The sequence below is a fragment of the Thermosphaera aggregans genome (assembly GCF_014962245.1).
Lineage (GTDB): Archaea > Thermoproteota > Thermoprotei_A > Sulfolobales > Desulfurococcaceae > Thermosphaera > Thermosphaera chiliense.
In genome coordinates this window covers 1,251,393-1,276,287 of the sequence record NZ_CP063144.1, presented here as the reverse complement: position 1 = coordinate 1,276,287, position 24,895 = coordinate 1,251,393, and the positions used below count along the sequence as shown (strand labels likewise).

General features: G+C 48.8%; 29 protein-coding genes and 2 tRNA genes. 17 read left to right on the top strand and 14 right to left on the bottom strand.

The window, feature by feature from the left end:
• Nucleotides 1-6: 6 nt before the first annotated feature.
• Nucleotides 7-1,185, bottom strand: coding sequence for a DNA double-strand break repair nuclease NurA (locus IMZ38_RS07130; RefSeq protein ID WP_193436166.1), 1,179 nt, complete (start codon nucleotides 1,183-1,185; stop codon nucleotides 7-9).
• A 76-nt stretch (nucleotides 1,186-1,261) separates the two neighbouring features.
• Here IMZ38_RS07130 and IMZ38_RS07125 point away from each other — a divergent pair, with 76 nt between their 5' ends.
• From IMZ38_RS07125 to cas4, 5 genes are all read left to right on the top strand, one after another.
• Nucleotides 1,262-2,278, top strand: coding sequence for a DHH family phosphoesterase (locus IMZ38_RS07125; RefSeq protein WP_193436165.1), 1,017 nt, complete (start codon nucleotides 1,262-1,264; stop codon nucleotides 2,276-2,278).
• Nucleotides 2,279-2,391: 113 nt separating this feature from the next.
• Entirely contained in the window at nucleotides 2,392-3,408 is a 1,017-nt protein-coding gene (locus tag IMZ38_RS07120) for a histone deacetylase family protein (RefSeq protein ID WP_227410869.1), read from the top strand.
• On the top strand, nucleotides 3,386-3,943 hold the full coding sequence (gene cyaB, locus IMZ38_RS07115; RefSeq protein ID WP_193436164.1) for a class IV adenylate cyclase: 558 nt from the start codon (nucleotides 3,386-3,388) through the stop codon (nucleotides 3,941-3,943). The genes IMZ38_RS07120 and cyaB overlap by 23 nt, the downstream gene beginning before the upstream one ends.
• Before the next feature lie 2 nt (nucleotides 3,944-3,945).
• Nucleotides 3,946-4,404: an NUDIX hydrolase gene (locus IMZ38_RS07110; protein WP_193436163.1), complete on the top strand. Its 459-nt coding sequence runs from the start codon at nucleotides 3,946-3,948 to the stop codon at nucleotides 4,402-4,404.
• Nucleotides 4,379-5,008: a CRISPR-associated protein Cas4 gene (gene cas4, locus IMZ38_RS07105; protein WP_227410868.1), complete on the top strand. Its 630-nt coding sequence runs from the start codon at nucleotides 4,379-4,381 to the stop codon at nucleotides 5,006-5,008. The genes IMZ38_RS07110 and cas4 overlap by 26 nt, the downstream gene beginning before the upstream one ends.
• 117 nt (nucleotides 5,009-5,125) lie before the next feature.
• Here cas4 and IMZ38_RS07100 read toward each other — a convergent pair whose 3' ends face one another.
• From IMZ38_RS07100 to IMZ38_RS07090, 3 genes are read right to left on the bottom strand one after another with little or no spacing between them, the layout of a single operon-like run.
• Nucleotides 5,126-6,022 (bottom strand): MBL fold metallo-hydrolase, encoded by an 897-nt coding sequence (locus tag IMZ38_RS07100; RefSeq protein WP_193436162.1) that lies wholly within the window; start codon nucleotides 6,020-6,022, stop codon nucleotides 5,126-5,128.
• Between the two features lie 2 nt (nucleotides 6,023-6,024).
• Nucleotides 6,025-6,468 carry a hypothetical protein gene (locus IMZ38_RS07095; protein WP_193436161.1) on the bottom strand — a complete coding sequence of 148 codons (444 nt, stop codon included), beginning with the start codon at nucleotides 6,466-6,468 and terminating at the stop codon, nucleotides 6,025-6,027.
• A gap of 59 nt (nucleotides 6,469-6,527) precedes the next feature.
• Nucleotides 6,528-7,334 carry an SAM hydrolase/SAM-dependent halogenase family protein gene (locus tag IMZ38_RS07090; RefSeq protein WP_193436160.1) on the bottom strand — a complete coding sequence of 269 codons (807 nt, stop codon included), beginning with the start codon at nucleotides 7,332-7,334 and terminating at the stop codon, nucleotides 6,528-6,530.
• Nucleotides 7,335-7,594: 260 nt separating this feature from the next.
• Between IMZ38_RS07090 and IMZ38_RS07085 the strand changes: the two genes are divergently transcribed.
• Nucleotides 7,595-7,668, top strand: a tRNA-Ile gene (locus tag IMZ38_RS07085).
• A 6-nt stretch (nucleotides 7,669-7,674) separates the two neighbouring features.
• Here the strand turns inward: IMZ38_RS07085 and IMZ38_RS07080 are convergent.
• A complete protein-coding gene (locus IMZ38_RS07080) occupies nucleotides 7,675-8,544 on the bottom strand; it encodes a hypothetical protein (protein WP_193436159.1) in 870 nt (289 codons plus the stop codon).
• 118 nt (nucleotides 8,545-8,662) lie between these two features.
• On the opposite strand from IMZ38_RS07080, the gene IMZ38_RS07075 reads away from it, so the two are divergent.
• From IMZ38_RS07075 to IMZ38_RS07065, 3 genes are all read left to right on the top strand, one after another.
• On the top strand, nucleotides 8,663-10,129 hold the full coding sequence (locus IMZ38_RS07075) for a DUF2139 domain-containing protein (RefSeq protein WP_227410867.1): 1,467 nt from the start codon (nucleotides 8,663-8,665) through the stop codon (nucleotides 10,127-10,129).
• A gap of 68 nt (nucleotides 10,130-10,197) precedes the next feature.
• Complete coding sequence (locus IMZ38_RS07070) at nucleotides 10,198-12,024, top strand: aldehyde ferredoxin oxidoreductase family protein (RefSeq protein ID WP_193436158.1); 1,827 nt, start codon at nucleotides 10,198-10,200, stop codon at nucleotides 12,022-12,024.
• A gap of 53 nt (nucleotides 12,025-12,077) precedes the next feature.
• A complete protein-coding gene (locus IMZ38_RS07065; protein ID WP_193436157.1) occupies nucleotides 12,078-12,509 on the top strand; it encodes a DUF120 domain-containing protein in 432 nt (143 codons plus the stop codon).
• Here IMZ38_RS07065 and IMZ38_RS07060 read toward each other — a convergent pair.
• From IMZ38_RS07060 to IMZ38_RS07030, 7 genes are read right to left on the bottom strand one after another with little or no spacing between them, the layout of a single operon-like run.
• The gene (locus IMZ38_RS07060) at nucleotides 12,502-14,061 is read right to left on the bottom strand and encodes a proton-conducting transporter transmembrane domain-containing protein (protein WP_193436156.1); all 1,560 of its coding nucleotides are present in this window, start codon (nucleotides 14,059-14,061) and stop codon (nucleotides 12,502-12,504) included. The two genes, IMZ38_RS07065 and IMZ38_RS07060, sit on opposite strands and share 8 nt — an antisense overlap.
• Before the next feature lie 9 nt (nucleotides 14,062-14,070).
• Nucleotides 14,071-14,556: a Na+/H+ antiporter subunit E gene (locus IMZ38_RS07055; protein WP_193436155.1), complete on the bottom strand. Its 486-nt coding sequence runs from the start codon at nucleotides 14,554-14,556 to the stop codon at nucleotides 14,071-14,073.
• Nucleotides 14,553-14,957: a sodium:proton antiporter gene (locus IMZ38_RS07050; protein ID WP_193436154.1), complete on the bottom strand. Its 405-nt coding sequence runs from the start codon at nucleotides 14,955-14,957 to the stop codon at nucleotides 14,553-14,555. The genes IMZ38_RS07055 and IMZ38_RS07050 overlap by 4 nt, the downstream gene beginning before the upstream one ends.
• Nucleotides 14,954-15,715, bottom strand: coding sequence for an MnhB domain-containing protein (locus tag IMZ38_RS07045; RefSeq protein ID WP_193436153.1), 762 nt, complete (start codon nucleotides 15,713-15,715; stop codon nucleotides 14,954-14,956). Before IMZ38_RS07045 ends, IMZ38_RS07050 begins: the two co-directional genes overlap by 4 nt.
• Nucleotides 15,708-15,974: a Na(+)/H(+) antiporter subunit B gene (locus IMZ38_RS07040; RefSeq protein ID WP_193436152.1), complete on the bottom strand. Its 267-nt coding sequence runs from the start codon at nucleotides 15,972-15,974 to the stop codon at nucleotides 15,708-15,710. Before IMZ38_RS07040 ends, IMZ38_RS07045 begins: the two co-directional genes overlap by 8 nt.
• Nucleotides 15,971-16,327, bottom strand: coding sequence for a monovalent cation/H(+) antiporter subunit G (gene mnhG, locus IMZ38_RS07035; protein ID WP_193436151.1), 357 nt, complete (start codon nucleotides 16,325-16,327; stop codon nucleotides 15,971-15,973). Before mnhG ends, IMZ38_RS07040 begins: the two co-directional genes overlap by 4 nt.
• On the bottom strand, nucleotides 16,327-16,602 hold the full coding sequence (locus tag IMZ38_RS07030; RefSeq protein ID WP_193436150.1) for an MrpF/PhaF family protein: 276 nt from the start codon (nucleotides 16,600-16,602) through the stop codon (nucleotides 16,327-16,329). The genes mnhG and IMZ38_RS07030 overlap by 1 nt, the downstream gene beginning before the upstream one ends.
• A gap of 69 nt (nucleotides 16,603-16,671) precedes the next feature.
• Here IMZ38_RS07030 and IMZ38_RS07025 point away from each other — a divergent pair, with 69 nt between their 5' ends.
• The 8 genes from IMZ38_RS07025 to gltA all read left to right on the top strand — a co-directional run bounded on the left by IMZ38_RS07025 (nucleotide 16,672) and on the right by gltA (nucleotide 22,836).
• Complete coding sequence (locus IMZ38_RS07025; protein ID WP_193436149.1) at nucleotides 16,672-17,610, top strand: ATP-binding cassette domain-containing protein; 939 nt, start codon at nucleotides 16,672-16,674, stop codon at nucleotides 17,608-17,610.
• A 1-nt stretch (nucleotide 17,611) separates the two neighbouring features.
• On the top strand, nucleotides 17,612-18,409 hold the full coding sequence (locus tag IMZ38_RS07020; RefSeq protein WP_227410866.1) for an ABC transporter permease: 798 nt from the start codon (nucleotides 17,612-17,614) through the stop codon (nucleotides 18,407-18,409).
• Nucleotides 18,406-19,176, top strand: a complete 771-nt coding sequence (locus IMZ38_RS07015; protein WP_193436148.1) for an ABC transporter permease — start codon at nucleotides 18,406-18,408, stop codon at nucleotides 19,174-19,176. Before IMZ38_RS07020 ends, IMZ38_RS07015 begins: the two co-directional genes overlap by 4 nt.
• A gap of 38 nt (nucleotides 19,177-19,214) precedes the next feature.
• A complete protein-coding gene (locus IMZ38_RS07010) occupies nucleotides 19,215-19,757 on the top strand; it encodes a DUF998 domain-containing protein (RefSeq protein WP_193436147.1) in 543 nt (180 codons plus the stop codon).
• A 34-nt stretch (nucleotides 19,758-19,791) separates the two neighbouring features.
• Nucleotides 19,792-20,109: a 30S ribosomal protein S25e gene (locus IMZ38_RS07005; protein WP_193436146.1), complete on the top strand. Its 318-nt coding sequence runs from the start codon at nucleotides 19,792-19,794 to the stop codon at nucleotides 20,107-20,109.
• Between the two features lie 50 nt (nucleotides 20,110-20,159).
• Nucleotides 20,160-20,235, top strand: a tRNA-Gly gene (locus tag IMZ38_RS07000).
• Between the two features lie 334 nt (nucleotides 20,236-20,569).
• Nucleotides 20,570-21,406 carry a sulfide/dihydroorotate dehydrogenase-like FAD/NAD-binding protein gene (locus IMZ38_RS06995; RefSeq protein WP_227410865.1) on the top strand — a complete coding sequence of 279 codons (837 nt, stop codon included), beginning with the start codon at nucleotides 20,570-20,572 and terminating at the stop codon, nucleotides 21,404-21,406.
• 5 nt (nucleotides 21,407-21,411) lie between these two features.
• On the top strand, nucleotides 21,412-22,836 hold the full coding sequence (gene gltA, locus IMZ38_RS06990; RefSeq protein ID WP_193436145.1) for an NADPH-dependent glutamate synthase: 1,425 nt from the start codon (nucleotides 21,412-21,414) through the stop codon (nucleotides 22,834-22,836).
• Between the two features lie 53 nt (nucleotides 22,837-22,889).
• Here the strand turns inward: gltA and IMZ38_RS06985 are convergent, their stop codons facing one another.
• Together IMZ38_RS06985 and mpgS are read right to left on the bottom strand one after the other, a co-directional pair.
• Nucleotides 22,890-23,729: a hypothetical protein gene (locus tag IMZ38_RS06985; protein WP_193436144.1), complete on the bottom strand. Its 840-nt coding sequence runs from the start codon at nucleotides 23,727-23,729 to the stop codon at nucleotides 22,890-22,892.
• Nucleotides 23,719-24,882 (bottom strand): mannosyl-3-phosphoglycerate synthase, encoded by a 1,164-nt coding sequence (gene mpgS, locus IMZ38_RS06980; RefSeq protein WP_193436143.1) that lies wholly within the window; start codon nucleotides 24,880-24,882, stop codon nucleotides 23,719-23,721. Before mpgS ends, IMZ38_RS06985 begins: the two co-directional genes overlap by 11 nt.
• Nucleotides 24,883-24,895: the final 13 nt, after the last annotated feature.

Sequence of the window (24,895 nt, the reverse complement as noted above, 5' to 3'; positions counted from 1 at the left end):
GGATTGTTAAATAGTTAAGTATTGATGTAAACCAGCTTTCTCAAGACCCATTGAGAAGACAAGGTATTGTGCGAGAATGCTTGAAAACTTCCTCGCTCTCCGGTCGGCAATGATGATGGAAACAGGGAGTAGGGAACCGATGTTTAAGCTATCGTAAACCACAGGCTTCAAAACACTCTCATCAGCAATGTCCCCGAGGACTTCAACCCTGTAGTGGGTGTAATGTGTTAGGGGCGTCTTAGAAGTGTACAGTCTTCTGGGGATTCCAACATACCATGCAACCCTGTCAATCCTTGTTGAATTCGACATGGTTGTCCGTATCCTTAAGGGTCCTAGGATGTAGGGCCGGAGGCCTTCCTCCCCAGCAATGCTTCTCGACAGTGCTGTCAAATAGGCTTCGTCATTGATGTCTGAAACACCTAGTCTCAAAGGATCGCACGAGCTTAGATAATAGCTTTTATACAGCCTCTTCACAATACCTATTGCTAGCGCGTTTCTTTCACGTAGAATCCCCCATAATGCCAGCCTAGCCCTGTTAATTGCTTCCAAGCTACTCCTGTAAACCTCAAACCTTGCCGAGTAGGGCGTGGAAACCTCTATTGTGGAGGGATAGATTAACGGGCCGTCGACGAGGAGAATGGAGTCTTCGAGCAAACCTTCCTCAACACTTTTTGAAACCAAGTATGACTCGGTTAAAAGCCTGGCTTCTTCAAGTATCACGTACTTGTTGTAGTCATGGTCGTATCTCATACCTGCAGGGTTCTCCGTGTACAGGAATTTTCTCAATCTATCATCGAAGTCTACGGGGGCTTGGAAACTAGGGATGATCGTTAAAAACCTGCACGCATCCTCAACGGCTCCTGTGATGAAGCCTATTGGTGGGCAGTCAACAGCCTTCCCGGTGAACCTGCTCAGCAAGCTTCCCGTAGTAATCGCTACGAACACGTAAGGGGTTTCAACCACTCTTGAGCTACTGTCAATAGCGTAGATGTTAAAGTAGTGGCTCTCCTTAGCTAGCGAGCTATCAAAGTGTTTTAAAGCCTTCCTCGGCTCCGCAAGGAGCTCTACGTCACCGCTTTTTTCAATGGTTTCAGCAGGCTTCCTGGAATCTTCATCGTTCAAAGGCTTCCACTGGGCTGAAGCATAACTCCTGATTTTCTCGACTATCTCCTCTAAATTAACCAAGGCTCATCAAGAAGAACACATATAAAAATCATGTTTTAAGTGTAAGAATTACTAGGAGTGCTTACAGGTGGTTTGATTGAGCAAGGTTTGCAGGATACTTGCCGCAGGAGATTGGGATGCTGACGGGATAGTTGCAACCGCTCTTATAACATACGCTCAGGAGAAGCTGGGGAAGTACCCGTTAGAGTGCCAGGGCGTTGTGGATAAGACACCGGTTGACCCGGACAGGGTGAAATACTTCCTATCAAGCCTATCCGGGAACTACGACCTGGTGGTTTTCCTCGACCTACCGTTCAACGACACTATTAGGAACATCTGCAAGATGCTGAGAGATCACTTCGGCGTGAAGAAAATCATGTACGTGGATCACCACATTACTAGTGTTCAAAGAATTAAGGAGATTGAAGCAATCGCGGACACTGTTCTAGTGGACTACAGGAGCCCTACTTCAACCCTGGTTTACAGGGAGTTAGTTAACAAGGGGATATCAATCCACCAGCGCTTGAAAAGCTTCGTGGAAGTCGTCGAGTACATGGACACGGGTAGAAGAGTACCAAGCAACTACATAAAGCTTTTCGAGCTGACAAAGATGTTTTCGAAAGCGCTAACTGTTGAGAGGGATGAGAATCTTTGGGTTAAAATCATAGACTGGCTCGCATCCCCGGCGCCCCTGCCAATGCCGCTTGATGAGAAGCTTTGGGAGAAGGTCAAGATCAGTATTGAGCAAAGGGATAAGGAGATAAGTGATAAGGCTGTTGAACTGGCTGTTGCAGCTGTTAAAATAGGTGATTTAAGGTTCATTGACGCGAGGAATGCTTGGAAGAAGAGAGGTGTTACTGCCCTAGCATCCAGGGTTTCATCGATTCTTAAATCTCCTGTAGCATTGCTTGCCAACACCAACAGGGATTACTCACTACTGGTTTTAAAAGCATCGAATGGTAGAGCGTACAGGATTGCGAAGTTCCTTGTCGGGGAAGGCGTGGCATTAGATATTGCAGGCCACCCGAACCTGGCCATAGTCCGCGTTCCCAGAGATATTAACAAGGATGAGCTGATACAGTACTTGTATAAAGGGGTTTACTACGCTTCGTAGCGATGAAAAACATGATTCGTCTACCAAACGCTTCGAATACTTTTTGATAAACAGGGTGGATCATTCTGGCGAGAATTATTGTTGAGAAGCAGTCAACCATTAAGCATGCTCCGTTGGAGAAGCACCCGGAAAACCCCGGCCGCATCCTTGTCTTAGCCGAGAGTCTGGATAAACAGGGTTTCACGGTGGAGTACGTTTCAAGGAGCGTTGATGTTCAAGAAGCCCGGAGAATTGCCTTGCGAATTCACAGTAAAGGCTATATTCAATACTTGGAGAAGCTTTCAAGGAGCAACTACTCAATAATTGATGAAGACACCTTTTTAACAGCGGACTCCTTGGAGCTGGCTTATGCAACCTTCCAGACGAGCTATGATTTAGCGCTAAGCCTTAGTGAACCAGTCTTCTATGTTTCCAGGCCTCCGGGACACCATGCTGGGAGGGGTGGAAAAGCGATGGGGGCTTCTTCGCAAGGTTTCTGCCTACTCAACAACGCCGGGGCAGCTGTGCTAGGCTTCAAGGACAGGAGTTTCAGCAGAATCGCGGTGATGGACTTCGACGTCCACCACGGGAATGGGACAATGGAGATTTTCTACGAGGAGAAGATCCTCCAGGTTGACCTGCATCAACACCCGGACACGCTCTACCCTTACACAGGGTATCCTTTCGAAATAGGGGCTGGGGAAGGATACGGGTTTAAGGCAAACCTGGTTTTCAACCCTTTCACAGGGGATGACGTGTACTTGAGAGTGTTAAGCATGGTTCAGGAGCTACTGGCGGATTTCAACCCCGAGGCCCTTGTCGTCTCCGCGGGTTTTGACGGGTTCCTCAACGACGGGTTAGCCGATCTCAGGCTGACCGAGGCATCGTACGCGGCCCTTGGGAGGCTTATAAGGAATCTCAACACTCATGCACTGGTAATTCTTGAAGGAGGCTACACCGTTGGGTTAACCAAGGGGGTTGAAGCATTTCTCAACGGTTTAACAGGCCGTGAGGTTAATTATGAGCCTTCTAGAACTATGAGCTCAGTAAGGGGTGAAGAAGCCGTAAGGATTAATGAGAAAACTATTTCAAAAATCAGGGAGAAAGCACTGTGTAAGGGTGGTTGGGTTGGAGAAGGAGGTAAAGTTTAAGGTAATCATGGACCCCAAGGTCTTGGAAGAGGAGCTTTCACGCGACGGTTTCGCAAGGATCGCAACCTGTCTCGAGGAAGACCTGTACTTCGACACGGCTGGGAGGCGTCTTTCATCAAGCGACCAGGCGTTAAGGCTTAGGAGGAGGAAGTGCAACGGGGTGGTCAGCGTTAGGCTAACATACAAAGGGCCGCGGTTGAAAGGCATAGAGGGCGGGGTGAAGATTCGCGAGGAGGTTGAGCTGGAAGTTAAGCCCGAGGAGCATGCTCAAGCTGTAAGCCTGCTACGGAGTCTCGGGTTTAACGATGAATGGAGGTTGTTTAAAAAGAGAGTATTGATGGTTAAGAAAGGTTTGGAGGCCTCTATAGACTACTTCGAGCCGCTGGGGGTTTTCCTTGAGATAGAGGTTAAGGATGAGGATGCAATGATGGAGTTCGAGAGACTCGTAGAGAAATACTCTAAAACCTTCCCTGTAATAGGGGAGACTTACCTTGAAATGTACGTGAAACACTTGGAGAACAAGGAGAGGGTTTAGGCTTGCTAACCCCGTCTGTCGGCGGCATACTGGTCGAGGAGAACAGGGTGCTACTTGTCAAGAGGAGGAACCCTCCGTGCAAAGGCTTCTGGAGTATTCCGGGCGGTAGGCAGAAGCCTGGTGAAACAGCTTCTGAAGCCATTGTAAGGGAGATGTTGGAGGAAACAGGGCTTGTGGTTGAGCCTATCGGGGTTTTCGGAGTAATCGAGTTGATCCCTAAAAGCCCGGGCGAGGAGCACTACGTTATTATCGAATTCATCCTCCGGAGGGTTTCAGGGTTGTTGAGAGCTGGATCAGACGCCGAGGACGCCCAGTTCTTCCCTATTGACAAGCTTCCTGAAAACACAGGGCTTGCTACGCGTGAAATGGTTGGTGAATTATTAAATCCGGGGAGCGCTTTTCTAAATAAATGTTGCAGGTATAAGGTGTTTCAGATTGAGCATTTATGTGAAGCCGTTTGAAAAGATAACCCAGATCCTGTATGAAAAATATGTGAAGGAAGAACTTCACAGGCTTGAGGAGCTTAAAAATCCGAAGATTGTGTATGTGACAGACCTGGTTGGGTGCAGCCACAAATACTACTTGAGGCGCTTATACCCTGAGCTAACCATAAAGTTCGAGCCTTCCGCAGTACTCGGCAACTTGGTTCACGCCGGCATTGGGACCTTGCTCAGGGAGAAGGGTTTCGAGGTCGAGGTTGAGGTTTCCACAGAGGTGGAGGTTAACGGTGAGAAATACAGTGTCAGAGGCAGGGTTGATGCTTTAAAGAAAGATGAAGGGTTGGTTGTCGAGGTTAAAACAGCACGTTACGCGCAGGATATACCGAGGGAGCATCATCTAAACCAGCTGAAAATATATCTTGAGATACTGAACCTGGAAAACGGGACGCTCATATATATCACGCCGGATAAGATCTACGAGTTCCAGGTTAAGAGGGAAAAGATAAGCCTTGAATCACTCGTTAAAACACTCGTAGATGATACTGCCCACCCCAGGTATGAATGGGAGTGCAGCTACTGCATGTTCAGGAAACTCTGCCCATACGCTGTGGAAAAATCCGAGTAGACATGGACTGAATCAAAAATATAACCCGGGCAGACATATAGAGAATTGCATGATGACCTCGGGAGACCTGAGTCAAGCGTGATGAAGGTCTTGAGTACTGAGTAGCACTTAGATTAATTAACTCCTCGTTAAACGATACCTTACAAGCCCTCCTGAAACCTCAGTGCTCAACCCGTATTCCCCTTGTAAATCCGAGATGATCGAGTTCACCGTTACGGATCCTAGGAGAATGTTTTCCACGCTTACTTCAGACCCCAGCCTGCCTAGGATTCTCCCAACCAGTTCCTCAAGCGAAAGAGGCTCCCGGAGGAGGTGGTCAATAACTAGCTCTCTGATCAGTCTCAGCCTTTCAGCGTTAAGGTCCACGTATTCTGACAGCTTCTCGCTGTTGGCGAAGGGGCCGTGACTGAGTATTCCGGAGTAACCTTTCTCCGCGTAAGCCTTAATCTTCTCAAGTGTTAACAATGCTCTTTTTGCGTTGAAATGGTAAGGTATGCCCACTCTAGAAAGCAGCCTATCGCCGAATACAGCGTCCCCTACGAACAAGAAGTCCTCGAACACGATTCCGGCGAGGCCGGGGGAATGCCCGCTCAGGTTTATGAGTTCCCCGCAGGAATCCCCTAGCTTAAAGCCTTCTTCAACGATCTCAACCTTCTCTTTCTCCACATCAATACTTCTAACACCTAGGATCCTTGGGAGTTGCGTGAATCCGTATGTGAGAATGTTTCTAACCATGCTACTGAGAAGTGAGGAGTACTCGAGGACTGTCACGTAAATACGCGAAGGGTTCAAGGCCTCCAGCGCTTCAATGTGATCGTAGTGGGTGTGGGAGAGGAGGACATTGTACTCCTTGACCCCCAGCCTTTCCAAAACATTCCTCAACAACTTCTCCCTGTTCCCGAGTAGACCGGGGTCAACAATCCAGTTCGCGCCGGGGCATTTTATAATTAAGGTGACCGGGCTGCCGGAAACTACGTAAACGTTTCTACCAACACTCCTGTAGGCTGTAGACATTCCTATTCGCTCCCTGGAGGCACTCTAGACGGCATAATATACTTGTACATCAGCAGGAGTATGGCTGCGAACACGAGGACTGAGAGTGATGTTAAGATGATTCCTTCTTCACTCCCAATTATGGAGGATCTTATCACGTCACGTATTGTAACAATGAACCCTACTTCGGCAAGCGCGACAATATACATTTCAGGATGCCTCTTAGCCACGATCGCACTCCTTATAATCTCGATGTAGACAAAGAGGAACACTACCTCGTTAGCCATGCTCTGAATATATGTGAAATCTAGTTGGTTAAAATTGCATACTAGGTAGTAAGTATCCTTAGCTATTAATCCGAGAGTGACCAGTAGGATAATGCTTGTCAACACTATTACCAAGGAGTTTATAATATTGATTAGTCTCCTTCCAAACCTCAGCACGGGTTCAGTTCTAGCCGAGGACATTGGAAACACATCTCTAGTATATTTAACTCAACCCGAGCATTTAAAGCATGATTATTTCATCACGTTTTTCTATGCACCCTTACCTTTTCAAGCGGGATGGTTTTAAGGATTCTTGAAGCATCCCCCTGGTTTACAGCAATCTCGAAGAATCCGAACGAGTTGATATAGCATGCCCCCTCGCCAATGCTGACCTCGCCGAAGGTGTTGACCATTGTGCACTCTATCCTGCCTCCCGGTGCCTCTACTACCAGCTTATCGTTTTTACGTATCCCAAGGGATTCAACCACGTTCTCGCCAGCGTATAGGGAGATGTTGCCGAAGACGTCCACGCTTAGAACAACTGCTTCAAACCACCCCTGCCCGGGATTCACCACCGGCTCCTCAACCCCAAGCTTGATCAATGTTTCAGGGGGCACCGGCTCACCAGTGCTCTCTAACGGGACGCCCTTGCTAACCCATGCTGCCACAGGGGCGAAGATGTCTCTCCCATGGAACGTGCTGGAAACCCTGGGGAGCCTGTAGGGCGTGTTCGATATGTCGAATACCTGTAAAACCCCATCTTTCAAGGCAAGTAGCGATAACACCCCGTTATCCGGCCCTATTAAAACATAGTTCCTAGTTCTAACCAGCACCGCCCTCCTGCTCGTCCCCACTCCTGGGTCTACTACTGTTACGAAGATCGTGCCGCGGGGGAAGTATTCAGCTGATACGAGGAGGTTGAAAGCCGCCTCAAGAACATTATGCCTCGTCACGCCGTGGGTTAAATCAACTATCTCGGCATCAGGGTTGATGGTTTTAATAACCCCTTTCATCACCCCGACGTAAGGGTCTTTGTAGCCGAAATCTGTTTGCAGAACAATCAACATGGTTCCACGCTCAAACTTATTTACGGCTAACACAGTATTAAATGACAGCCGGGGATGTATACGATGGGCGGGCTGAGAAGTGATGACCCATTGTAGCTTAATAACCCGGCTGTGAACTCTTTATTAAGACGTAACCACTTACTGTTTAAACAGTGCCCGATGAAATGCAGCGGATAAGCAGACGCGTGATGAAGAAAAATATTGAGGGCAACCTCATTAAGGTTTAAATACTGTTGAAAAGGTTTCAATAATCTTTGAATGGGCCCGTAGCTCAGCTTGGTGGAGCGCCCGGCTGATAACCGGGAGGCCCGGGGTTCGAATCCCCGCGGGCCCATATCCTTTAAATCTCCTTGAAGATTCCTTTGGAAAGAGATACTGTGAGGACTTCACCGTACTCGAGGGCGAAATCGCCTTTAACCAGGACCAGGTCTGGCTGGAGGTTTTTGAAAGGCGTTCTAAACAATATCTCGGGAATCAACGGTTGCTGTTTAAGCGGGCTCCTTAAATCATAAACCAGTATGTCAGACCTTGAACCCTTCCCCAGGCATCCACTGTCTAAGCCCAGGGACTTATACGGCTTTGAAAGGGCTTCAAGTATTTGACCGAAATCGCCCCGACTTAGAGCACTGATAACTGACGGATGTGGCAGGTCAACCCTTCTAGCATCGATCGCGATGCAATCCTCCCCGTATTTCTCCGGCGTGCAGAAAACCCTGTCCTCGAAGCCTATGAACGAATCCTGGTAGTAGAGCTTCCTGCCATCCCTCTCAATGTAAAGCATGTTGCTGTAATGCGGTACGACACCTCTATCGTGAACGAGCACTAGTTGAAGCCCATGCTCCTTGGCCGCCTTATTCACCACGCTCGGGTATTCGGTCTCAATAATTGGGAGCGTCACGCCGAGGGAATAGTACAAGGTGATAACGTTGAGAGCAATCTTCTCCAGCTCCTCCCCCGTGTAAACGGAGAGGTCTGGGTGGGCGACCTCTCTGAAAGGTTGCTCAACACCGTTTAAAACCATGCTGAAGCCGTGAACAGCGTAAGCATGGTTGTTGAAATCGTATACGACATCGCTTAGCTCATACTCCGGGGGAGCCTCCTCCCCAACGTCTCTCACCAAGTGATCCTCAACATATATGAACCCTTTCCTAACCATTCCATCGCTATAGTAGTGAAGGTTTTTGAGCAGGATTCTTCCAGGCTCGTTCAACACTCTCCCCGTTTGAGAATAGTCTTGAACACTAATATAATGGTTCCTGCTGAGCCTGGAAAGGAATGGGGTACAGTAAATAAGCCACCGCTCTCTTCATAATAACCCGGGGGTCTGTGTGAAACACTTGTTCAAACCCGTGTATGGGCCGGAATGGGGGAGTGGGGGAGTATTCGGGTTAACATATTACAAGGGAGTCGTATACTACACACTGGCAATGGAGGGAGAGGCCCACTTCCACCACGAAGACTCGGAGACTGTTTACCGGTTTGAACTACTGGGCAGTGGGCCAGCCTCAGGCGGTGATACTTACAACGCTGTCGACTATGTTGACGATAAGATATATTTCGGCGGATGGGTTCACAAGCCAGCTGTTTACAAGGGCCGGGTTAACGGTGGAGGTGAAATAGATTTCAGGAACAAGTACTCTCACATCCATGAATACGATGTCGCTGAGCGAAGAGTTAGGCTTGTATGGAGCGATAGTGTTCACCACGAGTACGAGTGGGCTGGCGAGGTTTCGCAAATAGTTTACGACCCCTTATCCGACTCGCTTCTCATAGCCAGGGCTGATGGGATGAGAAACCTCGGCGTTTACAGGGTTGACAGGAATACGGGGAGGGCAGAGGAGGTGAGCAACGTGCCAGCGTTGAAAGGAGCCCTCTACCAGGAGTACGCGTGCTTCGACCTTCAGCCTGATTGGAAGAGAGGCGTTGACGGTGTTCAATGCTACGACCTTGTCGAGAGAAAGCTGGTGAAGAATTTCATCGAAGACTGGTCTAGAATAAGCGTTGACGGGTGTGCCGTTGAGAGGAGGGGTAGCGGGTACGCGGTAACAGGTTACGCAAGGTACTGGCATTTCTTCAGGGGCGGCTTGCTCGTGGGTAATCCCGTGGAGCCGGAGGTTGAGGAATTAGTCTTCATTAGAATGTTCGACTTCCCTGGCACGCCTTATGCTCCTCACAGGAGCAACGCGCTCCCTCTGGGAGGAGGGATCCTGGCTGTTTTCAACTCTTACAGCCATGGATACATTCATGTTGCTCCAGAGGGCAGGGCTAGGGCGAGGCTTTTCAACTCGATAGTGGGACCTACAACCCTGGTCTACATAACCCCTCCTGTTGCAAGGATTGTGGCAACCCTTGGCGCAAGGGTTACCAGCATGGCTAAGAAAGGGGAGTCGGTCTTGATAGGGGTGAGCAACACTCCTAACCTAGGGGGCCGAGATGCGACCCCGCTTGAAAACGGGTGGAGGGAGATTATTGAGTGGAGAGAAGACGCCTTGATTAACGCACCATCCCCGCCGGCGGTTTTCAGGGTACTAGGTAGCACCGTGCTCGATCACCCCTTCGGAGGCATCCCGTTAACCGGGTATAAGGTTAAGGCTTTGCGAATACTGTCTTCTAAGCCAAACGCTTTGAGAATAGTAGAATACGATATAGGTCTCCCTCCGGTGAGGATTGAGGAGGACAGGGTAGTGTTGAAGGAAGGCTGGAACAGGGTCGACTTGTCGAACCACTCTAATATAGTCTCATTCAGGCTGGAGAGCCCTGATGAGAAAGCATTGATTTATATCAGCCTGGAGTAGTACTGATCTCCTATACTCAACCAAATATTATTTATCCTTGCCAAGTGTATTATTAAAGAGGTGTGGGTATGAAGGGCTGGTGGGGTAAGATCCTTCACGTTGATTTAACTTCTAAGAAGGTAAGGGAGGTTAACCTTGACGCGAAGCTGTACATGGAGTATATTGGCGGCAGGGGGCTTGCGGCCAGGCTTCTATGGGATTTAGTGCCGCAGGGAGCGGATCCCTTATCCCCGTATAACGCTTTAGTCTTCGCTAACGGGCCCTTGTCGGGACTCCCGCTACCAAGTAGCGGTAAAATACAGGTAGCGTGTAAAAGCCCGTTAACAAACGGGTATGGAGATGGCAACCTTGGCAGCATGGCTTCCTATCATTTGAAAAGAAGCGGGTACGACGCCGTAGTGGTTACAGGGGCTTCTAAAAACCCGGTGTACATTTATGTTGAAAACAATAAGGTTGAGATTCTTCCAGCTGAAGACTTGTGGGGTAAGGATACTTTTGAAGCCGAAGATGCTATTGTGAAAAAACACGGCAGAAACGTGGGCACCCTTTTAATAGGCCCGGCCGGCGAGAACCTGGTTAGGTATGCCACCATTGTATCGCAGAAAGGAAGGAGCGGCGGAAGGCCTGGAGTGGGCGCTGTGATGGGGAGCAAGAAGTTGAAGGCGTTAGTGATCAAGGGAACCATGGAGCCTCCTGTAGCAAACCCTGAAGAGCTTAGGAAGCTTAGCGAGGAAGCATACAAGAGCATTACCCAGAGCGACAACTATGATTTCTGGATTAGGCAGGGCACGATGTCAACAATAGTTTGGAGCAACCAGAACAGTGTACTACCCACAATGAACTTCAGGGAGGGGGTGTGGGAGCTTTATGAAACAATAAGCGGCGACTTAATGGAGAAGCTTAAGGTTGACAGGAAAGGATGCCCCTACTGCAACATGCAGTGCGGCAATGTTGTAAACGACGAGATCGGCGAGAAGAGCGAGCTTGACTACGAGAATGTTGCAATGCTTGGAAGCAACATCCTCCTTCCTGATCTAAAGAAGGTTGCCGAGATCAACAAGTTAGCAGACATGATGGGTGTGGATACGATAACCCTTGGGAGCAGCATAGGGTTTGCAATGGAGGCAAGTGAGAAAGGCTTGCTCCGGGAGAGGATTGAATGGGGGGATTACAGGGCTGTGAGAGAGCTGGTCGTTGATACCTCTTACAGGAAGGGTCTCGGCGCATTCCTTGCTGAAGGAGTAATGAGGATGTCTCGTGGACTAGGTAAGGAGGCAGCAGAGTTCGCAATGCATGTTAAGGGACTCGAGATATCGGCTTACAACTGTCACACAGCCCCAGGCATGGCGCTCGCTTACGGAACCTCATCCATTGGAGCACACCACAAGGATGCATGGATTATAAGCTACGAGGTAAAGACTGATAGGTTCTCCTACTCGAGTGAGAAAGTGGAGAGGCTGGTGTTCCTTCAAAACATCAGGGGCGGGATGTTTGAGAGCCTGACAACGTGCAGGCTACCGTGGGTTGAGGTTGGATTAAACCTGGATTACTATCCGAAACTCCTCACCGCTGTGACAGGGGTCTCATGGTCTTTCGACGACATACATGTAGTAGCGCAGAGAATATACTCCTTGATCAGGGCTTTCTGGATAAGGGAGCACTCAGGCTGGGATAGAACAATGGATTATCCCCCTGCTAGATGGTTTAAACACCCCTTAACCAAGGGACCATTCGCAGGCGCGAAGCTCGACCCTGTTAAATACGACGAGATGCTCAGCCAGTACTACAAGCTAAGAGGTTGGGATGAAAACGGTGTCCCACTTAAATCAACCCTGGAAAGGCTCAACCTCTCCTTCACCATACCCGTGTTAGAGAACTTTGTAGAGTTGAAGTAGTTTTTTACAACCTAATACCTCATAACGTTTCTTGTAGGCGTGGAGGAAATCTAATGGAGTGTTCCCCTGATCACAAGTATACGTCTCACCCTGGTACGAGGGTTTTGAGAATTGAGGGCAGGGTTGTGCAAGGACTCGGCGAGGGAGGCTTTTACGTTGAAAAATATGTTGAAGAGTTTGAGAAAACGCTCGGGTTTAAACCATTCCCCGGCACCCTTAATATCGAAGTCTTAAACGGTGACCCAGCCCTCCATGAATGCAGGGGAGTAGAGGTTAAGCCACCCTCTCCAGGGTATGGCCCGGTTATTGCCTACCCGGCATGCTTGAATAGTGAAAAGGTTTTCGTTATTAAGCCATTAATGACTAAGCACTCCTCAAGGGTTATCGAGGCTATTTCCCCCTTCAATCTTAGGAAGGTTTTGGGTTTGAAAAACGGGGATATTGTAGAGGTAACAATCTTCTGCGGAGAAGATCAAGCTATATAAGCGAGATGCTCTCAAGGTATGTTTCAATCTCTCCTATCTGCTTAACGGTGACAGTGATTACTGCATCGTAGAATCCTGGGTACGCTACCAGGAGAAGGGTGAAGCTGATCAATACAACGCTGAGGGCTAGCAGGACAGCGTTCATCATTTTCGCGGAGACTTTCTCCACCTCCCTGCCCTGCGTTCCAAAGAATAACATGTAGAATATTTTCATGTAGGAGATTAAGCCGATCGTGCTGGCAAGAATCATGACAACTGCTGTAACAATGTTGTATTCGAACAAGGCCTCGTACAGAAGCATCTTGCTCAGGAAACCTGGCAGGGGCGGTATCCCAGCCAGGGTTAGAACAGATGTTGCGAACGCTATTGACGCAACAGGGTGCTTAAACCCTAGTCCGCTAATGTCTTCAAGGCTTCTCGACCTTGTAGCCTTGATGAAGATGCCTGCTGAGAGGAATAGGTTGGATTTAGCAATCGAATGTATTATGGTGTGGTAGATGAACGCGGAGAGACCTAGAGGTGTCCCGGTTGAAACAGCCATAAAGAGGAATCCCGTGTTCATCACGGTTGAGTACGCTATCAGCCGTTTCAAATCCTTCTGAATATTCATAAGGAGAGCTCCTACGATAGCGGAGCATGTCCCAGTGAACATTAGTATTGCCGATACAGCACTCTTCAAAGCCTGGGTTTCAGGCGAGATACTGCCTCCCAGGGCTATGAACATGAACTTGTAGAGAGATACTCCTCCAATATTCACCACGAGACCGCTCAGCAAAGCTGATATGGGAGTGGGCGCTGCGGGGTGCGCGTCCGGTAGCCAGAAGTGGTTGGGGAAGACGCCGCTTTTTATTGTGAAAGCCCAGCTCATGAGGACGAGCCCTATTCCCAGCGAAAGCAGGTATGTTTCAATGGGAGGCCCTGTTAAACTAACGTATTGACCCCGGATTTTCAGGGATAGGTCGATAATGTTTAAAGTACCGTAGGCGTTGTAGAGGAGTGCGCAGCCAACGAAGTAGAGGGTGGTGCCCATGGCGCCTACGAAAGCGTATTTCAGCCCCGATATAATGGCGTAAGCCCTACTCCTGTAGTACATTACAAGTGAGTATGATGAGACGCTGGCTACTTCGAGCATTACGAACAGGTTGAAGAAGTCCGCGGTTAGGATGATCCCAAGTATTCCAGCCTCAGCACCGAGGAGCAGGATGCTGTACCATACTGCTCCCTCATCCCGAATATACTCCAAGCTGTATGCGAAAATCAGCGTTAACACCAATGCTGTGGTGAAGGATAAGATAGCGTTAACCCTGTCTAGAATGTAAATTATGCCTACAGGCGGAGGCCAGCCACCAGCCTTGAACACTAGCGGCACATCATAGGTGGACGATTGCGCCAGGAGCCTAAGGGTTGCTAGAAGGGTTAACCCGCTTATTAAGAAGCCATAATAGAGTGAGGCTGTTCGCTTCTTAAATACTGATGATATCAACGGGGTTGTGAAAGCTCCGAAAACCGGGATGAACGGTGTTAAACCGGTGAGTAAGATATCCAGCTCCATTACCACCACCTACTCGAAGATTTTCGTCGCATATTTTTCAAACTCCTCGCTAACACTCTTCCTCGCCTCCTCTGGTGAGACCGAGAATACGTATATCCAGTTGACGTAGAAGTAGTCGTCAGACTCGTCCACCACGACTGTTCCAGGAGTATTAGTTATCGAGGATGCTACCAGGAGCCTGGCCATGTCTCCCTTACACTTCAACGGGATTCTAACAATACCTGGTTTCAAATCCATTGTGAAAATCCTCTTAACCACATCCATGTGTGCCTTAAACTCTATGATGGTGATGTATTTGAGGAAGTAGTAAGCTAGGTGGGCTAGACGCGCCGGTTGCTTAAGCTTAGACTCATTCCTCACGATGTACGGTGTAAGAAGTAGGCTGCATATTGCTGAGACAATAACCCCTGTTGCCAAGTCATACGGAGTGATGTTTCCGGAGAAGATTATGTAGATGAGGAAGGCGACTAGCCCGGTGGCTAGGTACTTGATCACTCTCCTTTCACCCCCTCGCTGAAGTACTTCACCACTAGTTTAGCGTCGGTTGAGCCCGTGATCCTGTATGCTTGGATTATTCCGAACGCGATCAAAGCGTTAACAGCCATGCTGATCACTATGCCGGTCAGTACTAACGCCTGTGGAAGAGGATCCACTGCGTGCTGTTTCAGATACTCAAGGTTTTCAAGGCTGAGCTCTGTGAGAACCGGCGGCACAGCGGGCTGGATGAATCTGAACCCTATAAGGATGAATACAAGGTTCGCGGTGTCGCTGAGAATGGTTAGGGCGATCAGCTTCTTCGTCAAACTCCTCCTGTAGACAATACCGTAGATCGAGAGCAACGTGTTGGTGAAGAGCATTATTAGTAACAGGGACCATGTGAAAATATCCTCGCTCATACTCCCACCTCCTTCTCAATCTCCCTCCTATAGGTTTCCTCGAACGTAGATAGGTAGAGGAAGACTGCTGTGAAGCCTGATCCTACCGCCAGATATTCGAAAATGTTGTAGAAGAATAAGCTACCGCTTATCAATTCGCCCCCTATTTCAGCAGGGTAGAAGGAGAGGTTTGACGCGAGCTCCAGCCCTTTCAGGACTGGGAGGAGTGCTGTCAACCCTATACACGTCATGGCAGCGCTTCTAGCGAATACAAGTCTTTTCGACGTGATCCCGGCGGAAACGAGCCTCGTTACGGAGAAGACCGGGATTAACAGTAATGGTGCCACAGCTAGTGTGGAGCCGCCCTGGAAGCCTCCGCCCGGGGTTAGGTGCCCGTGGAGAGCGATCGAGGCTGACACGCTGATTATTAAAAGAGCGATTATTTTAGTCCCGGTTCTAGAAATCCTTGTTAAACCCTTTGCCTCCTTCCCGGCCGGCTGAGGTGACTCGAGCCTGAAAATCGATAAACCGCCCACTATTGCTAGGAAGAATACCGCGGACTCGTAGATGGTGTCAAGGCCTCTGTAATCCCACACTATTGCTGTGACTGCTTCAGGGCTTTTAGCCGTGAGGTTTCCGAAGTAGGAGTTCTCAATATAGAATAATCCAATAGGCTTCAACTCTTTCGCCGGCTTTGCAAACTCCGTGTAGGATAATACTAGGGCGGACGCAACTGTTAACGCTAGGATTATAACGAGAACTGCAAACCTCTTACTCACTTCCCCCACCCCCGTCAAACCTCTCGGTCTTGCTTACAACGTACACGAGGAGGGCTGAGTAAATACCCACGGATACCGCAATGTACGCTAACAGCACGTCGGGGGCTGCGAACAGCTGGAGTATTATGGTGTAGGATATGCTTTGCCCCGCCGAGAAAACTATTGCCTTGATCAAGTCTTTCTCAGTTATAGCAAGGTATACGAAGACTATAGCAAGAAGGCTTGCAAAAGACAGCAGGAGGTGTATGAGAGTGATCATTTAGAATCCTCCTCCAAGTGGTCTACGACAGGCTCCCATTTAACGCTTTTAGACTTGTGAGCAGCGTAGGCTAGTACGTGGCTGCCTATCGGTGCCACTATCAGTATTATCAAGCCGGTGACGAACGCTCCTCCCGCGAACATGTATTTAGCAGGGAAGTCCTGAATTGAGAGGGCGAGCAGGGATACTCCTATAAGAGGCATGAATGCCCCGTATATTGCGCCGATGGTTGCAGCGTGGAGCCTTACGTAGAAGTTTGGAAATCTTAAAAGCCCTATCGAGGCTAGGAGGTCGAAAACTCCTCCAGCAATCAGTAGGATTGATCCAGCCCAGAACAAGACCTGGTCGAGCACTACTCACCCACCTCTTTAGAGACTAGATGCTTGGAGATGAAGACGTCGAGCAGGTATGCCCATAGAGCGAGCATTATAGAGGGGGCTACGAGAAGCGGGGTACGGTAGTACAGGGCTATAACCAGTAGGAACACGGCTAGGTCGTAAGCAATGCAGTCCACTGCTAAAACCATGTCCGGTATGGAGGGTCCTTTGACAAGTCTCACCGTGTAGAGCACTACTGCACCGAGATAGAGGGGCACGCTCACCAGCAGTACCGTGGTCAGGTCAATCATTAATTAAAACACCGTATATTTTTAAAAAGCCGACAGGTAAATAAATCAATCCTGGCTCTGGCGTGTGAAATGCCCGATCTCGCTGTTGAAATAAAAGGTTTCACTAAGCGGTTTGGGGAAACAGTTGCTGTGGATAATTTAACCATGGATATTTACGATGGAGAGATCTTTGGGCTGCTGGGGCCCAACGGCTCCGGTAAGACCACCACCTTGCTAACTATTGCAACTGTTTACAAGCCGACCAGCGGGGACATCCTGGTGTACGGGCACAGCGTGGTTAGGGAGGACTACGTTGTGAGGAAGCTTATAGGGATAGCTTTCCAAGAGCCCAAGGCTATGTGGGTTGATAAGCCATGGGATCTATTAACCTGGCATGCGAAAATATCCGGGTACAGTAGTAGCGACGCGAGGAGAGTGGTTAGAGAGGTTATGGAGGAGCTTGGGCTGTGGGAGCACAGGAACAAGTATTTCTACCAATTAAGCGGCGGGACAAGGAAGAAGGTTGAGCTCGCGAAAGTATTGATCCAGAGGCCGAGGCTAGCGATTCTCGATGAGCCGACGGCACAGGTTGACGTGATAACCAAGCACGTTCTCTGGGATATCATCAAGAAGATGAGGAAGCAGGGAACCACGATGATTGTTGCAACCAACGACATGTTTGAGGCTGAAAAAGTCTGCGAGAGGATTGGAATAATCTACAGGGGGAGGTTGCGGAAGGTTGGAAGCATTGAGGAGTTGAAGGATGCCATACCGGGGGGAGACATACTTGAGATCAGTGTCGAGGAGCATGGACTAGCTGAGGCTGTGGTGGAGGAGCTATCCGTGTACGGCAGGGTTGAGGTAAGGGGGGATGTTTTAAGGATTTACATGAACAAGGGGGAGGAGAAGTCGCTGGAGATACTTGAATACTTTAGAAAGCGCAACATCGGCGTTAAGAGAATCATGATCAAGGAGCCAACCCTTGACGATGTCTTCATGTACGTTACAGGGGCTAAGCTGAGGGAGTAGCGTGCCAATCCCGCACGGGTTTAAAGCTGTTCTCAGGGTTGTTGAATGGGACTTGATGAAGCTTAAAAGGCAGAAAGCCTTCATAGCCATGCGTACGGCATGGTTTATTATTCAATCACTTGTTTTCGGATACGCGATCTCAAGGATTGCGCGCCCCGACTTAGGCGTGGATTACTATAAATTCTACCTTCTCGGACTATACACGGCACTGCTCTACTCAGCCAGTATTGCCCGGGCCTACATTATCGCAGACGAGTTTGATGACGGGATCATAGACTACCATCTCTCACTCCCGTTGAAGAGAAGCGTTCTCGCCGCTGGCAGGGTGCTGGGAGGGGCGGTTTCCACTCTAATATTCACAGCCCCTATGATGGTTTTCATACTCTTCTTGACCAACGGGCTGGAACCGGTGAGCTTTCTCATTTCAATCGCCTCGGCGTTCGCCTTCTCAATAGGAGTCGTCAGCTTCGTCGTGATCATAGTTATGAAGCTTAAGTCAACGGATACCACGGACATCTTTTTCGGCACCATAGATGCTATACTAGTGAGGCTGAGCTCAGTGTTCTACCCGCTACCCATTATCAAAGCCCTGAATATTCCGGCTTACTACTACTCAGCTCTTTTCAACCCCCTGACCCACTTCGCAGACTTTCTAAGAGCCCTGGTCCTCCCAGAATACTTTCTCCTTGAACTATCCCCGGCTCAATCCATGTTCTACATACTTGGTCTCGGCATTGGGTTGCTCGTGGTTGCTATTGAACTCTTTGAGAGAAAGCTTGAAGCTGGTGGGGTTAAGTGAGCAGTGAGTTAAGAAGCATTGTGAATATTGCTTACAGGGATATCGCCAGGTTCTGGCGCTACAAGTATTGGCTAGCCGGTCAGGTTGCAATGAACCTTGCAGACATTCTGATCTTCGGGTTAATATTCAACGGCGTCGTCAACAAGGATTTAATCCCTGATTACGTGAGGTTTGTAACTCCCGGCATACTCTGCTTGTCAATCTTCATATCCTCGTTCAGCATTGGAAGGGAGGTTGGCGTGGAGCTGAGGAGGGAGGTTACCCAGTACTTGCTAACTCTCCCTGTTCGCAGGGAAGGCTTGATTATTGGCAGGCTTCTCGGAGGCGCTGCCAGAGGGCTGGTCTACCAGTTTGGCTTCCTGGTTTTCGCCTCAATCATTCTAACACCTCCGTCGCTGGAGGGATGGTTGTATGTTTTAGCAACCTCCTCCACCCTGGCTCTCACAATGTCGAGTGTTTCAATCTCTCTTTCCACTGTTACAAGAGATTTCAACCTGCAGGCCACGGTGAGATCTCTCACATACTACATACTGTTCTTTGTATCGAACATCTTCTATCCTCAGAAGGTGATCGCGGCTAGGCTGGGGCCCCTAGCCCCAGTGGTTGATTATTCCCCGTTAACAATGGCCACTAACATCTACAGATGGGCTTTTAGGTATGATGCCTCTATAAACCCGTGGGGCAATTTCGCCGGCCTGGGAGCGTGGAGCTTAGTAATAGTTGCTTTGGCGTATAAGCTCTACATCAGGAACCTGCTGAGGGATTAATATACCGTAGATTATATATCATAATTGAGGGCTGGCTCATGAATATGAGGCAGTTCATACCCTTTATAGCCTTCCTCACTCCACTGGTTTTCATACTCCTAGCTATAGCGTTCTCAGGCTGGTTCAACATTGTGGATAACGCTTTAAGCGATCTAGGGCATGCTACAAGGAGCAATGTCGCAATACTTTTCAACCTCGGGCTCGTCCTCGGAGGCTTCTTACTATACTCAACAGCATTGATTGATTCACGCGTCGAGGTTGTCTACAGGGCCATAATGGGTTTCGCAGGCTTCTCGCTCGCTCTAGTAGGTGTTTTCGACGAGGTGTATGGTAGGACGCATTTCATCGTATCCATAGTGTTCTTCATAACAATTCTGTCATTCCTGATCTACTACTCATCAAGAACAGATGGGTGGCGTAGGAACGGTGCCCTAGCAGGCATCGTCGCATCAGTTGCTGCATGGGCATTACACTTCACCATAAAAACACCCCCGGGCGCCGCAATCCCCGAGCTCATCTCAATATTTTCAGTAGCACCATTCTACCTTGACGTTTTCACAGAAGGGTTCAAGAGGAGATAGATTAAAAAGCCTTAAACCTTAATCCATAGAATAGTTGATTAGTGTCGAGGTGGATGAAGTGTCTGCTCAGAAGAAAGCTAAGCCAGAGAAACCGTCTAAGGAGGCTGGCGAATCCAAAGTACAGTTAGCCACAATCTTCCAGCCAACAGAGGATATTTTGAAAAGGCTTGAGAGAGAGGTTAAGAAGGGGGAGGTTAAATACTACACGCCATACACGCTTGCCAACCAGTTAAACGTGAAAGTAAGCGTGGCGAAGAAAATACTTAAAGAAGCTGAGAAAAGAGGGATTCTAAAACTCTACAGCGGGGGGAGAAGAACACCAATATACATCCCCGCAGTCAGCAATCCTTGAAACCATTCAAAGATTTTAAACCCTAACCCGTAATTTCTAAAACAGTAGGAGCGGCGGTCGTCTAGCCTGGACTAGGACGCCGGCCCCCCAAGCCGGAGATCCCGGGTTCAAATCCCGGCCGCCGCACATCCTTTCACTCAAACCTTCAGAAGCCACTGCAACAAACCCTTCAAGGCACGAAAAACTACGTTCAAAGCCTGACGAAATAGATAATGTGTTCAAAAACATCGTAAATCCCAGGCTCTCATCGCAACAACCGGGTTCTCACGCTAAAGCATGTTTGTGAAATCAAGGCTGTGGTAAGGGTTTTAAAGTACGTGTTCATGAACTGAATTCAAACCTAACTATGACGGAGTGATAGGGGCAGCCGTTAAGTTCATCGAAGCGGTCCTGGATGATTTTTAAGTTAAGGTACATAATAGTATTTTTAGGTTAGCCTAACCTAACAAGAGGTGTCAACTTGCTTAAGATAACTGGAAAAATGGATTTAAACTCCATTGACTTCTACATGGAGATTGAAGCACCGCATGTGGCTAGGAAGTGGAAGCCTGGAAATTTCGTTATCCTTATGCTACATGAGAAAGGGGAGAGAATCCCGGAGTCTGTCTACTCTGTTAGAGATGGGAGAATAGGCATGTTCATAAGGAGACATGGTAAGACAACCCTCGAGTTATACCATAGGTTTAAAGTCGGAGACTACATCTACGCGATCTCAGGGCCTCACGGTAGGGAGTTTCCCATAAAACACTACGGCACTGTAATCTACGCATCGGACGCGGTGTGCGGGCACGCTGAGAATGCTTCATTCACACAGGAATTGAAAAAATATGATAACTACGTAATATCAATCCAAACTTTCGAGACAGGGAAAGAGGTTTATCCAGAAGAGTTTCTCGCTGAGAAGCATGCTGACGAGCATTATGTTACAACGTTGGATGGTTCCGCAGGGGTTAAAGGGCATTACACGGATTTGATCTCGAAGATCATTAGTGAGAGAAGAGTAGACCTTGTACTCACAGGAGGATCCCTTGCTGGCATGTTCAAAGCGTCCGAGCTCACAAAGAGGCATGGGATTCCAAACTATGCCCTTGTAAGAACCATAATGGTTGATGGGACAGGGATGTGTGGGTCTTGCAGAGTCTTCTATGGTGGAGCAGTCAGGTTTGCCTGCGTAGACGGGCCTGTGATGAACGCTCATCTCATAGACTGGGAAGACGTGATGAGAAGGGATAAGAGATTTATCGAGGAGCAGGAGAAGGCGAAAAACCTCTTCCTCTCCAAGATTATCGCTAGGTGATCATCATGTCAAGAGTTGTGAAGTCACGGTTTAAATCTAACGAGAGACCCCCGTTAGAAAGGCTCGGAGACTTTGAAGAGGTCGACTTGGGCCTGGACGACGCGAACGCGGTGAGGGAGGCGGGAAGATGTATAAAATGCCCCTTATGGTTTGCACCGTGCGTGAAGGGCTGCCCAATATCCATTAAAATCCCCGAGTTCGTTAAGGCCGTCGAAAACAGGGATTTGGAAAAGGCTCTGAGAATCATGTGGGAGGATAACCTGTTTCCTTCGATAACGGGCAGGGTTTGTCCTCAAGAGCTGCAGTGCGAGGCTAATTGCGTGATTGGTAGAATAGGTGAGGCTGTGAGCATAGGGAAGCTGGAGAGATACGTTGGGGATAGAGCAAGGGCGCTCGGGCTGGAGGCAAAGCTTCTCGAGGAGATGAAGGAGAAGATAAAGCCGAACGGGCGTAAAGTAGCAGTAATAGGCTCAGGGCCCGCGGGGCTAGCCTGTGCAGCCGAGCTTGCGAAGCTAGGGTATAATGTAACTATTTACGAAGCCCTTCATGCTCCTGGAGGGGTTCTAAGGTACGGCATACCTGAGTTCAGGCTTCCCAAGAGGCTTTTGGACAGCGAGATCGAGAAGCTCTCCTTCCTTGGTGTTGAGATCCGGTTAAACCATATAGTGGGAAAAACAATTTCAATTAACGAGCTTCTTAACGAGTATGATGCAGTATTCATCGGGACGGGTGCTGGAGCACCAAAGTTTCTCGAAATACCCGGGGTAAACCTTAACAACATATATTCTGCCAACGAGTTCCTGACCCGGGTTAACCTGATGAGGGCTGATCGTTTCCCCGAGTACGATACGCCTGTCAAGGTGGGGAAGAGAACTGTCGTCATAGGAGGTGGGAACACCGCTATGGATGCTGCTAGAGTAGCTAGGAGGATGGGTAGTGAAGTAGTTGTGGCCTATAGGAGGGGGAGGGAGGACATGCTCCAGACGGCGAGGCTTGAGGAGGTTAAGCACGCGGAGGAGGAGGGAGTCAGCTTCATGTATTTTGTACAGCCCGTTGAATTTATAGGGGATGGAAAAGGATTCGTGAAAGGCGTGAGATTTGAGAAGATGAAGCCCATCGACGAAGTCGATGAGAAGGGGAAGAGGAAGATTGTGGGGACAGGGGAGTTCGTAGAATTGGCCGCTGACACGGTCATTATCGCAATAGGGTTAGTGCCTAACAAGGTTTTAGCCGAGTCTGCTCCAGACTTAAAGATCCGTGACGATGGTACAGTAGAGGTTGACGAGGCATTACAGACCAGTATCCCAGGTGTTTTCGCCGGTGGAGACGCTGTGAGAGGGGAGGCAACGGTTGTCCTCGCTTTCAGCGATGGTAAGAAAGCTGCTCACAGCATACACAAATACTTATCAGCAAAGGTAAAACAATCATAACAGGTTTTCAACCACTTGTCCACAACGGTTTGCAAGGCCCTTGCATGGATGCTTCAGTATGCCTGGTTGAGTGCTGGCTGTTTCAACAGTAAAAGTCTTGAAACAGTGTCTATCAGGGAGTAGGGGATAGAGTCCGAGATTCTCAGGTAGGGGTATCTCCTAAACCAGTCTACGTGGCTGTTTGAAACAATTATAGGTACTTCAGCAGTGCTGAGGAATGCGGCATCCGCTGGGCTGTCCCCGCTGGATATGGTTAAACCCTTCAACCTATGACCTATAAGACCCAGGAGGCGTCTAACAGCTTCTTCTTTCCCGGCTTCCGCGAGGTGGAGGAATCTCCGGGTTTTGAAAGCTTTGAAACCCTGGGAGACAGCCTTCTTCTCGATTATCTTGATGCATTCACCACTACCGGAGTAAACGACCTCGGTGAACTCTCTGTTGACAGCGTTCTCTGCTTCTTTTAGAGAGGTGTTTAAGAGTTCCGAGGCTTCAACAGGTGTGAGGCTTGTCAGCCTCACGTATTTATCAGCACATGAAGAGTTTTCAAGACTATTGAATATCTCATCCAGAACCAATCTACTCCTACACAACACTATCTCCAACTCTCCGCTCGCCGCATTCGTTGAAAAGGAGTGTACCAGGGCTTCAGAGATAATGGTAGAGCAACCTCCCTCCGCTATGTAGGCTTTGAAGGAATAGTTGAGCCTCCTGGAAAGCTCCTTTAACTCCGGCTTAGTCTTAAAAGTTACTGGAACGGTTAGGATGCAGTGGTCATCGAGAACCCTTAGGAAGGAGGAGACGTAGCTGTAGATGCGGGGGGATCCACCACTGCTTGGCAGTATTGTATCGTCTATATCGGTTAGCCACAACCCGTTAAAGGTTTTACACTCCATACGCCACACTGGTTTTGCTCTCGCCTAAAACCTTATCCAGGAAGTCCTTGCCGTTCAAACTGGGTATGGAGTATTTCAAGGGGGGCGGGGGCTCCCCCTCGTATGCGAGATCCATTAGCGTGTCGATGACCAATGCCTTCCCCTTACTATCCACCAGTTTAGAGTGATATATTGTCGACAAGCTTTCAATTATCATTTCAATAACGTGTGATTCCCCTTTCTCCGAGTGTATATGAGGGTTCCTGGTTTCCACCTGATATATTTCAATATTCCCCGGCAGCGCTGGGCACATTCCATCCTCGACTCCGATGTAGCATGCTTCCAGGAGGCTTACAAGCTCCTGTGTCTCAACAGCGTAACCACCTGCGAAACTTATTTCCTTGGCGAGCTTAACGCTCATGGCGTGTTCACCGCTGTTGCTTGTTTTAACAATGTCTGTTTCAGCCCTCCTCCTCAGCGAGAGGATCTTGTTTAAAACATTGTTCACGATTGTTGAGGCCCTCCCCATCCTTCTAAAGTAGAGGTCTGTGGAGCTCCACGCCTTATACCCCCATGAGAGCCTCACCATCCTGTAATCCGACTCGCTCATGTTTAGAATAGTATAATATATCAGGGTGTACTCGAGAACCGCGCCAGGGATATAATTATCCGCGTCTATGAACCCGATGTTCTCAGCGTTCAACCCGTCTGCAAGTAGTACGCTAATCAGTAATCCTTCACCCTTCCCATACCTGACCAATCCATCCTCATCCAAGATGCCCGGTATATGCGGCCCCAGCTCCTCAGCGATAACGGGGTCTCTCTGGTGCACTATTATCGTGGGCCTCCCAGTTACTTTGTAGAGGGTTTTAGCAATGTCCGTCTCAACACTGTACATGTTTAGAGGAGCCTGGGTTGATGCCGATACCAGTATTATAGGAGAGTAAACGGGGATGGCTTTTAAAACCCCCTCTAAAACCATAGGGTCTTCGTTTCTAGAGGGGACTACTATTACGGTTTTCTCAGCGGTTTTTTCAAGCTCATTGAAATTCGGGATGTTGTACAGCCCCGGCTTCCACTCTGCTTTTATAGCGAATAAAGAGTAAACCTTGGACAGCTCGTAGATCTTAACAGCTCCGTATGTTTCAAACCTTGATGGATAGCTAATGTACATTTTCAAACCAGCC

Excerpts from the sequence above, each read along its gene's own strand:
- IMZ38_RS07100 (WP_193436162.1), bottom strand. The coding sequence starts at position 6,022 with ATGTCTACAGCCTACAGGAGTGTTGGTAGAAACGTTTACGTAGTTTCC.
- IMZ38_RS07095 (WP_193436161.1), bottom strand. The coding sequence starts at position 6,468 with ATGTCCTCGGCTAGAACTGAACCCGTGCTGAGGTTTGGAAGGAGACTA.
- IMZ38_RS06985 (WP_193436144.1), bottom strand. The coding sequence starts at position 23,729 with ATGGAGTGTAAAACCTTTAACGGGTTGTGGCTAACCGATATAGACGAT.
- IMZ38_RS07090 (WP_193436160.1), bottom strand. The coding sequence starts at position 7,334 with ATGTTGATTGTTCTGCAAACAGATTTCGGCTACAAAGACCCTTACGTC.
- IMZ38_RS07060 (WP_193436156.1), bottom strand. The coding sequence starts at position 14,061 with ATGGAGCTGGATATCTTACTCACCGGTTTAACACCGTTCATCCCGGTT.
- IMZ38_RS07070 (WP_193436158.1), top strand. The coding sequence starts at position 10,198 with ATGAAGGGCTGGTGGGGTAAGATCCTTCACGTTGATTTAACTTCTAAG.
- IMZ38_RS07065 (WP_193436157.1), top strand. The coding sequence starts at position 12,078 with ATGGAGTGTTCCCCTGATCACAAGTATACGTCTCACCCTGGTACGAGG.
- IMZ38_RS07010 (WP_193436147.1), top strand. The coding sequence starts at position 19,215 with ATGAATATGAGGCAGTTCATACCCTTTATAGCCTTCCTCACTCCACTG.
- mpgS (WP_193436143.1), bottom strand. The coding sequence starts at position 24,882 with ATGTACATTAGCTATCCATCAAGGTTTGAAACATACGGAGCTGTTAAG.
- gltA (WP_193436145.1), top strand. The coding sequence starts at position 21,412 with ATGTCAAGAGTTGTGAAGTCACGGTTTAAATCTAACGAGAGACCCCCG.
- IMZ38_RS07050 (WP_193436154.1), bottom strand. The coding sequence starts at position 14,957 with ATGAGCGAGGATATTTTCACATGGTCCCTGTTACTAATAATGCTCTTC.
- IMZ38_RS07040 (WP_193436152.1), bottom strand. The coding sequence starts at position 15,974 with ATGATCACTCTCATACACCTCCTGCTGTCTTTTGCAAGCCTTCTTGCT.
- IMZ38_RS07025 (WP_193436149.1), top strand. The coding sequence starts at position 16,672 with ATGCCCGATCTCGCTGTTGAAATAAAAGGTTTCACTAAGCGGTTTGGG.
- IMZ38_RS07030 (WP_193436150.1), bottom strand. The coding sequence starts at position 16,602 with ATGATTGACCTGACCACGGTACTGCTGGTGAGCGTGCCCCTCTATCTC.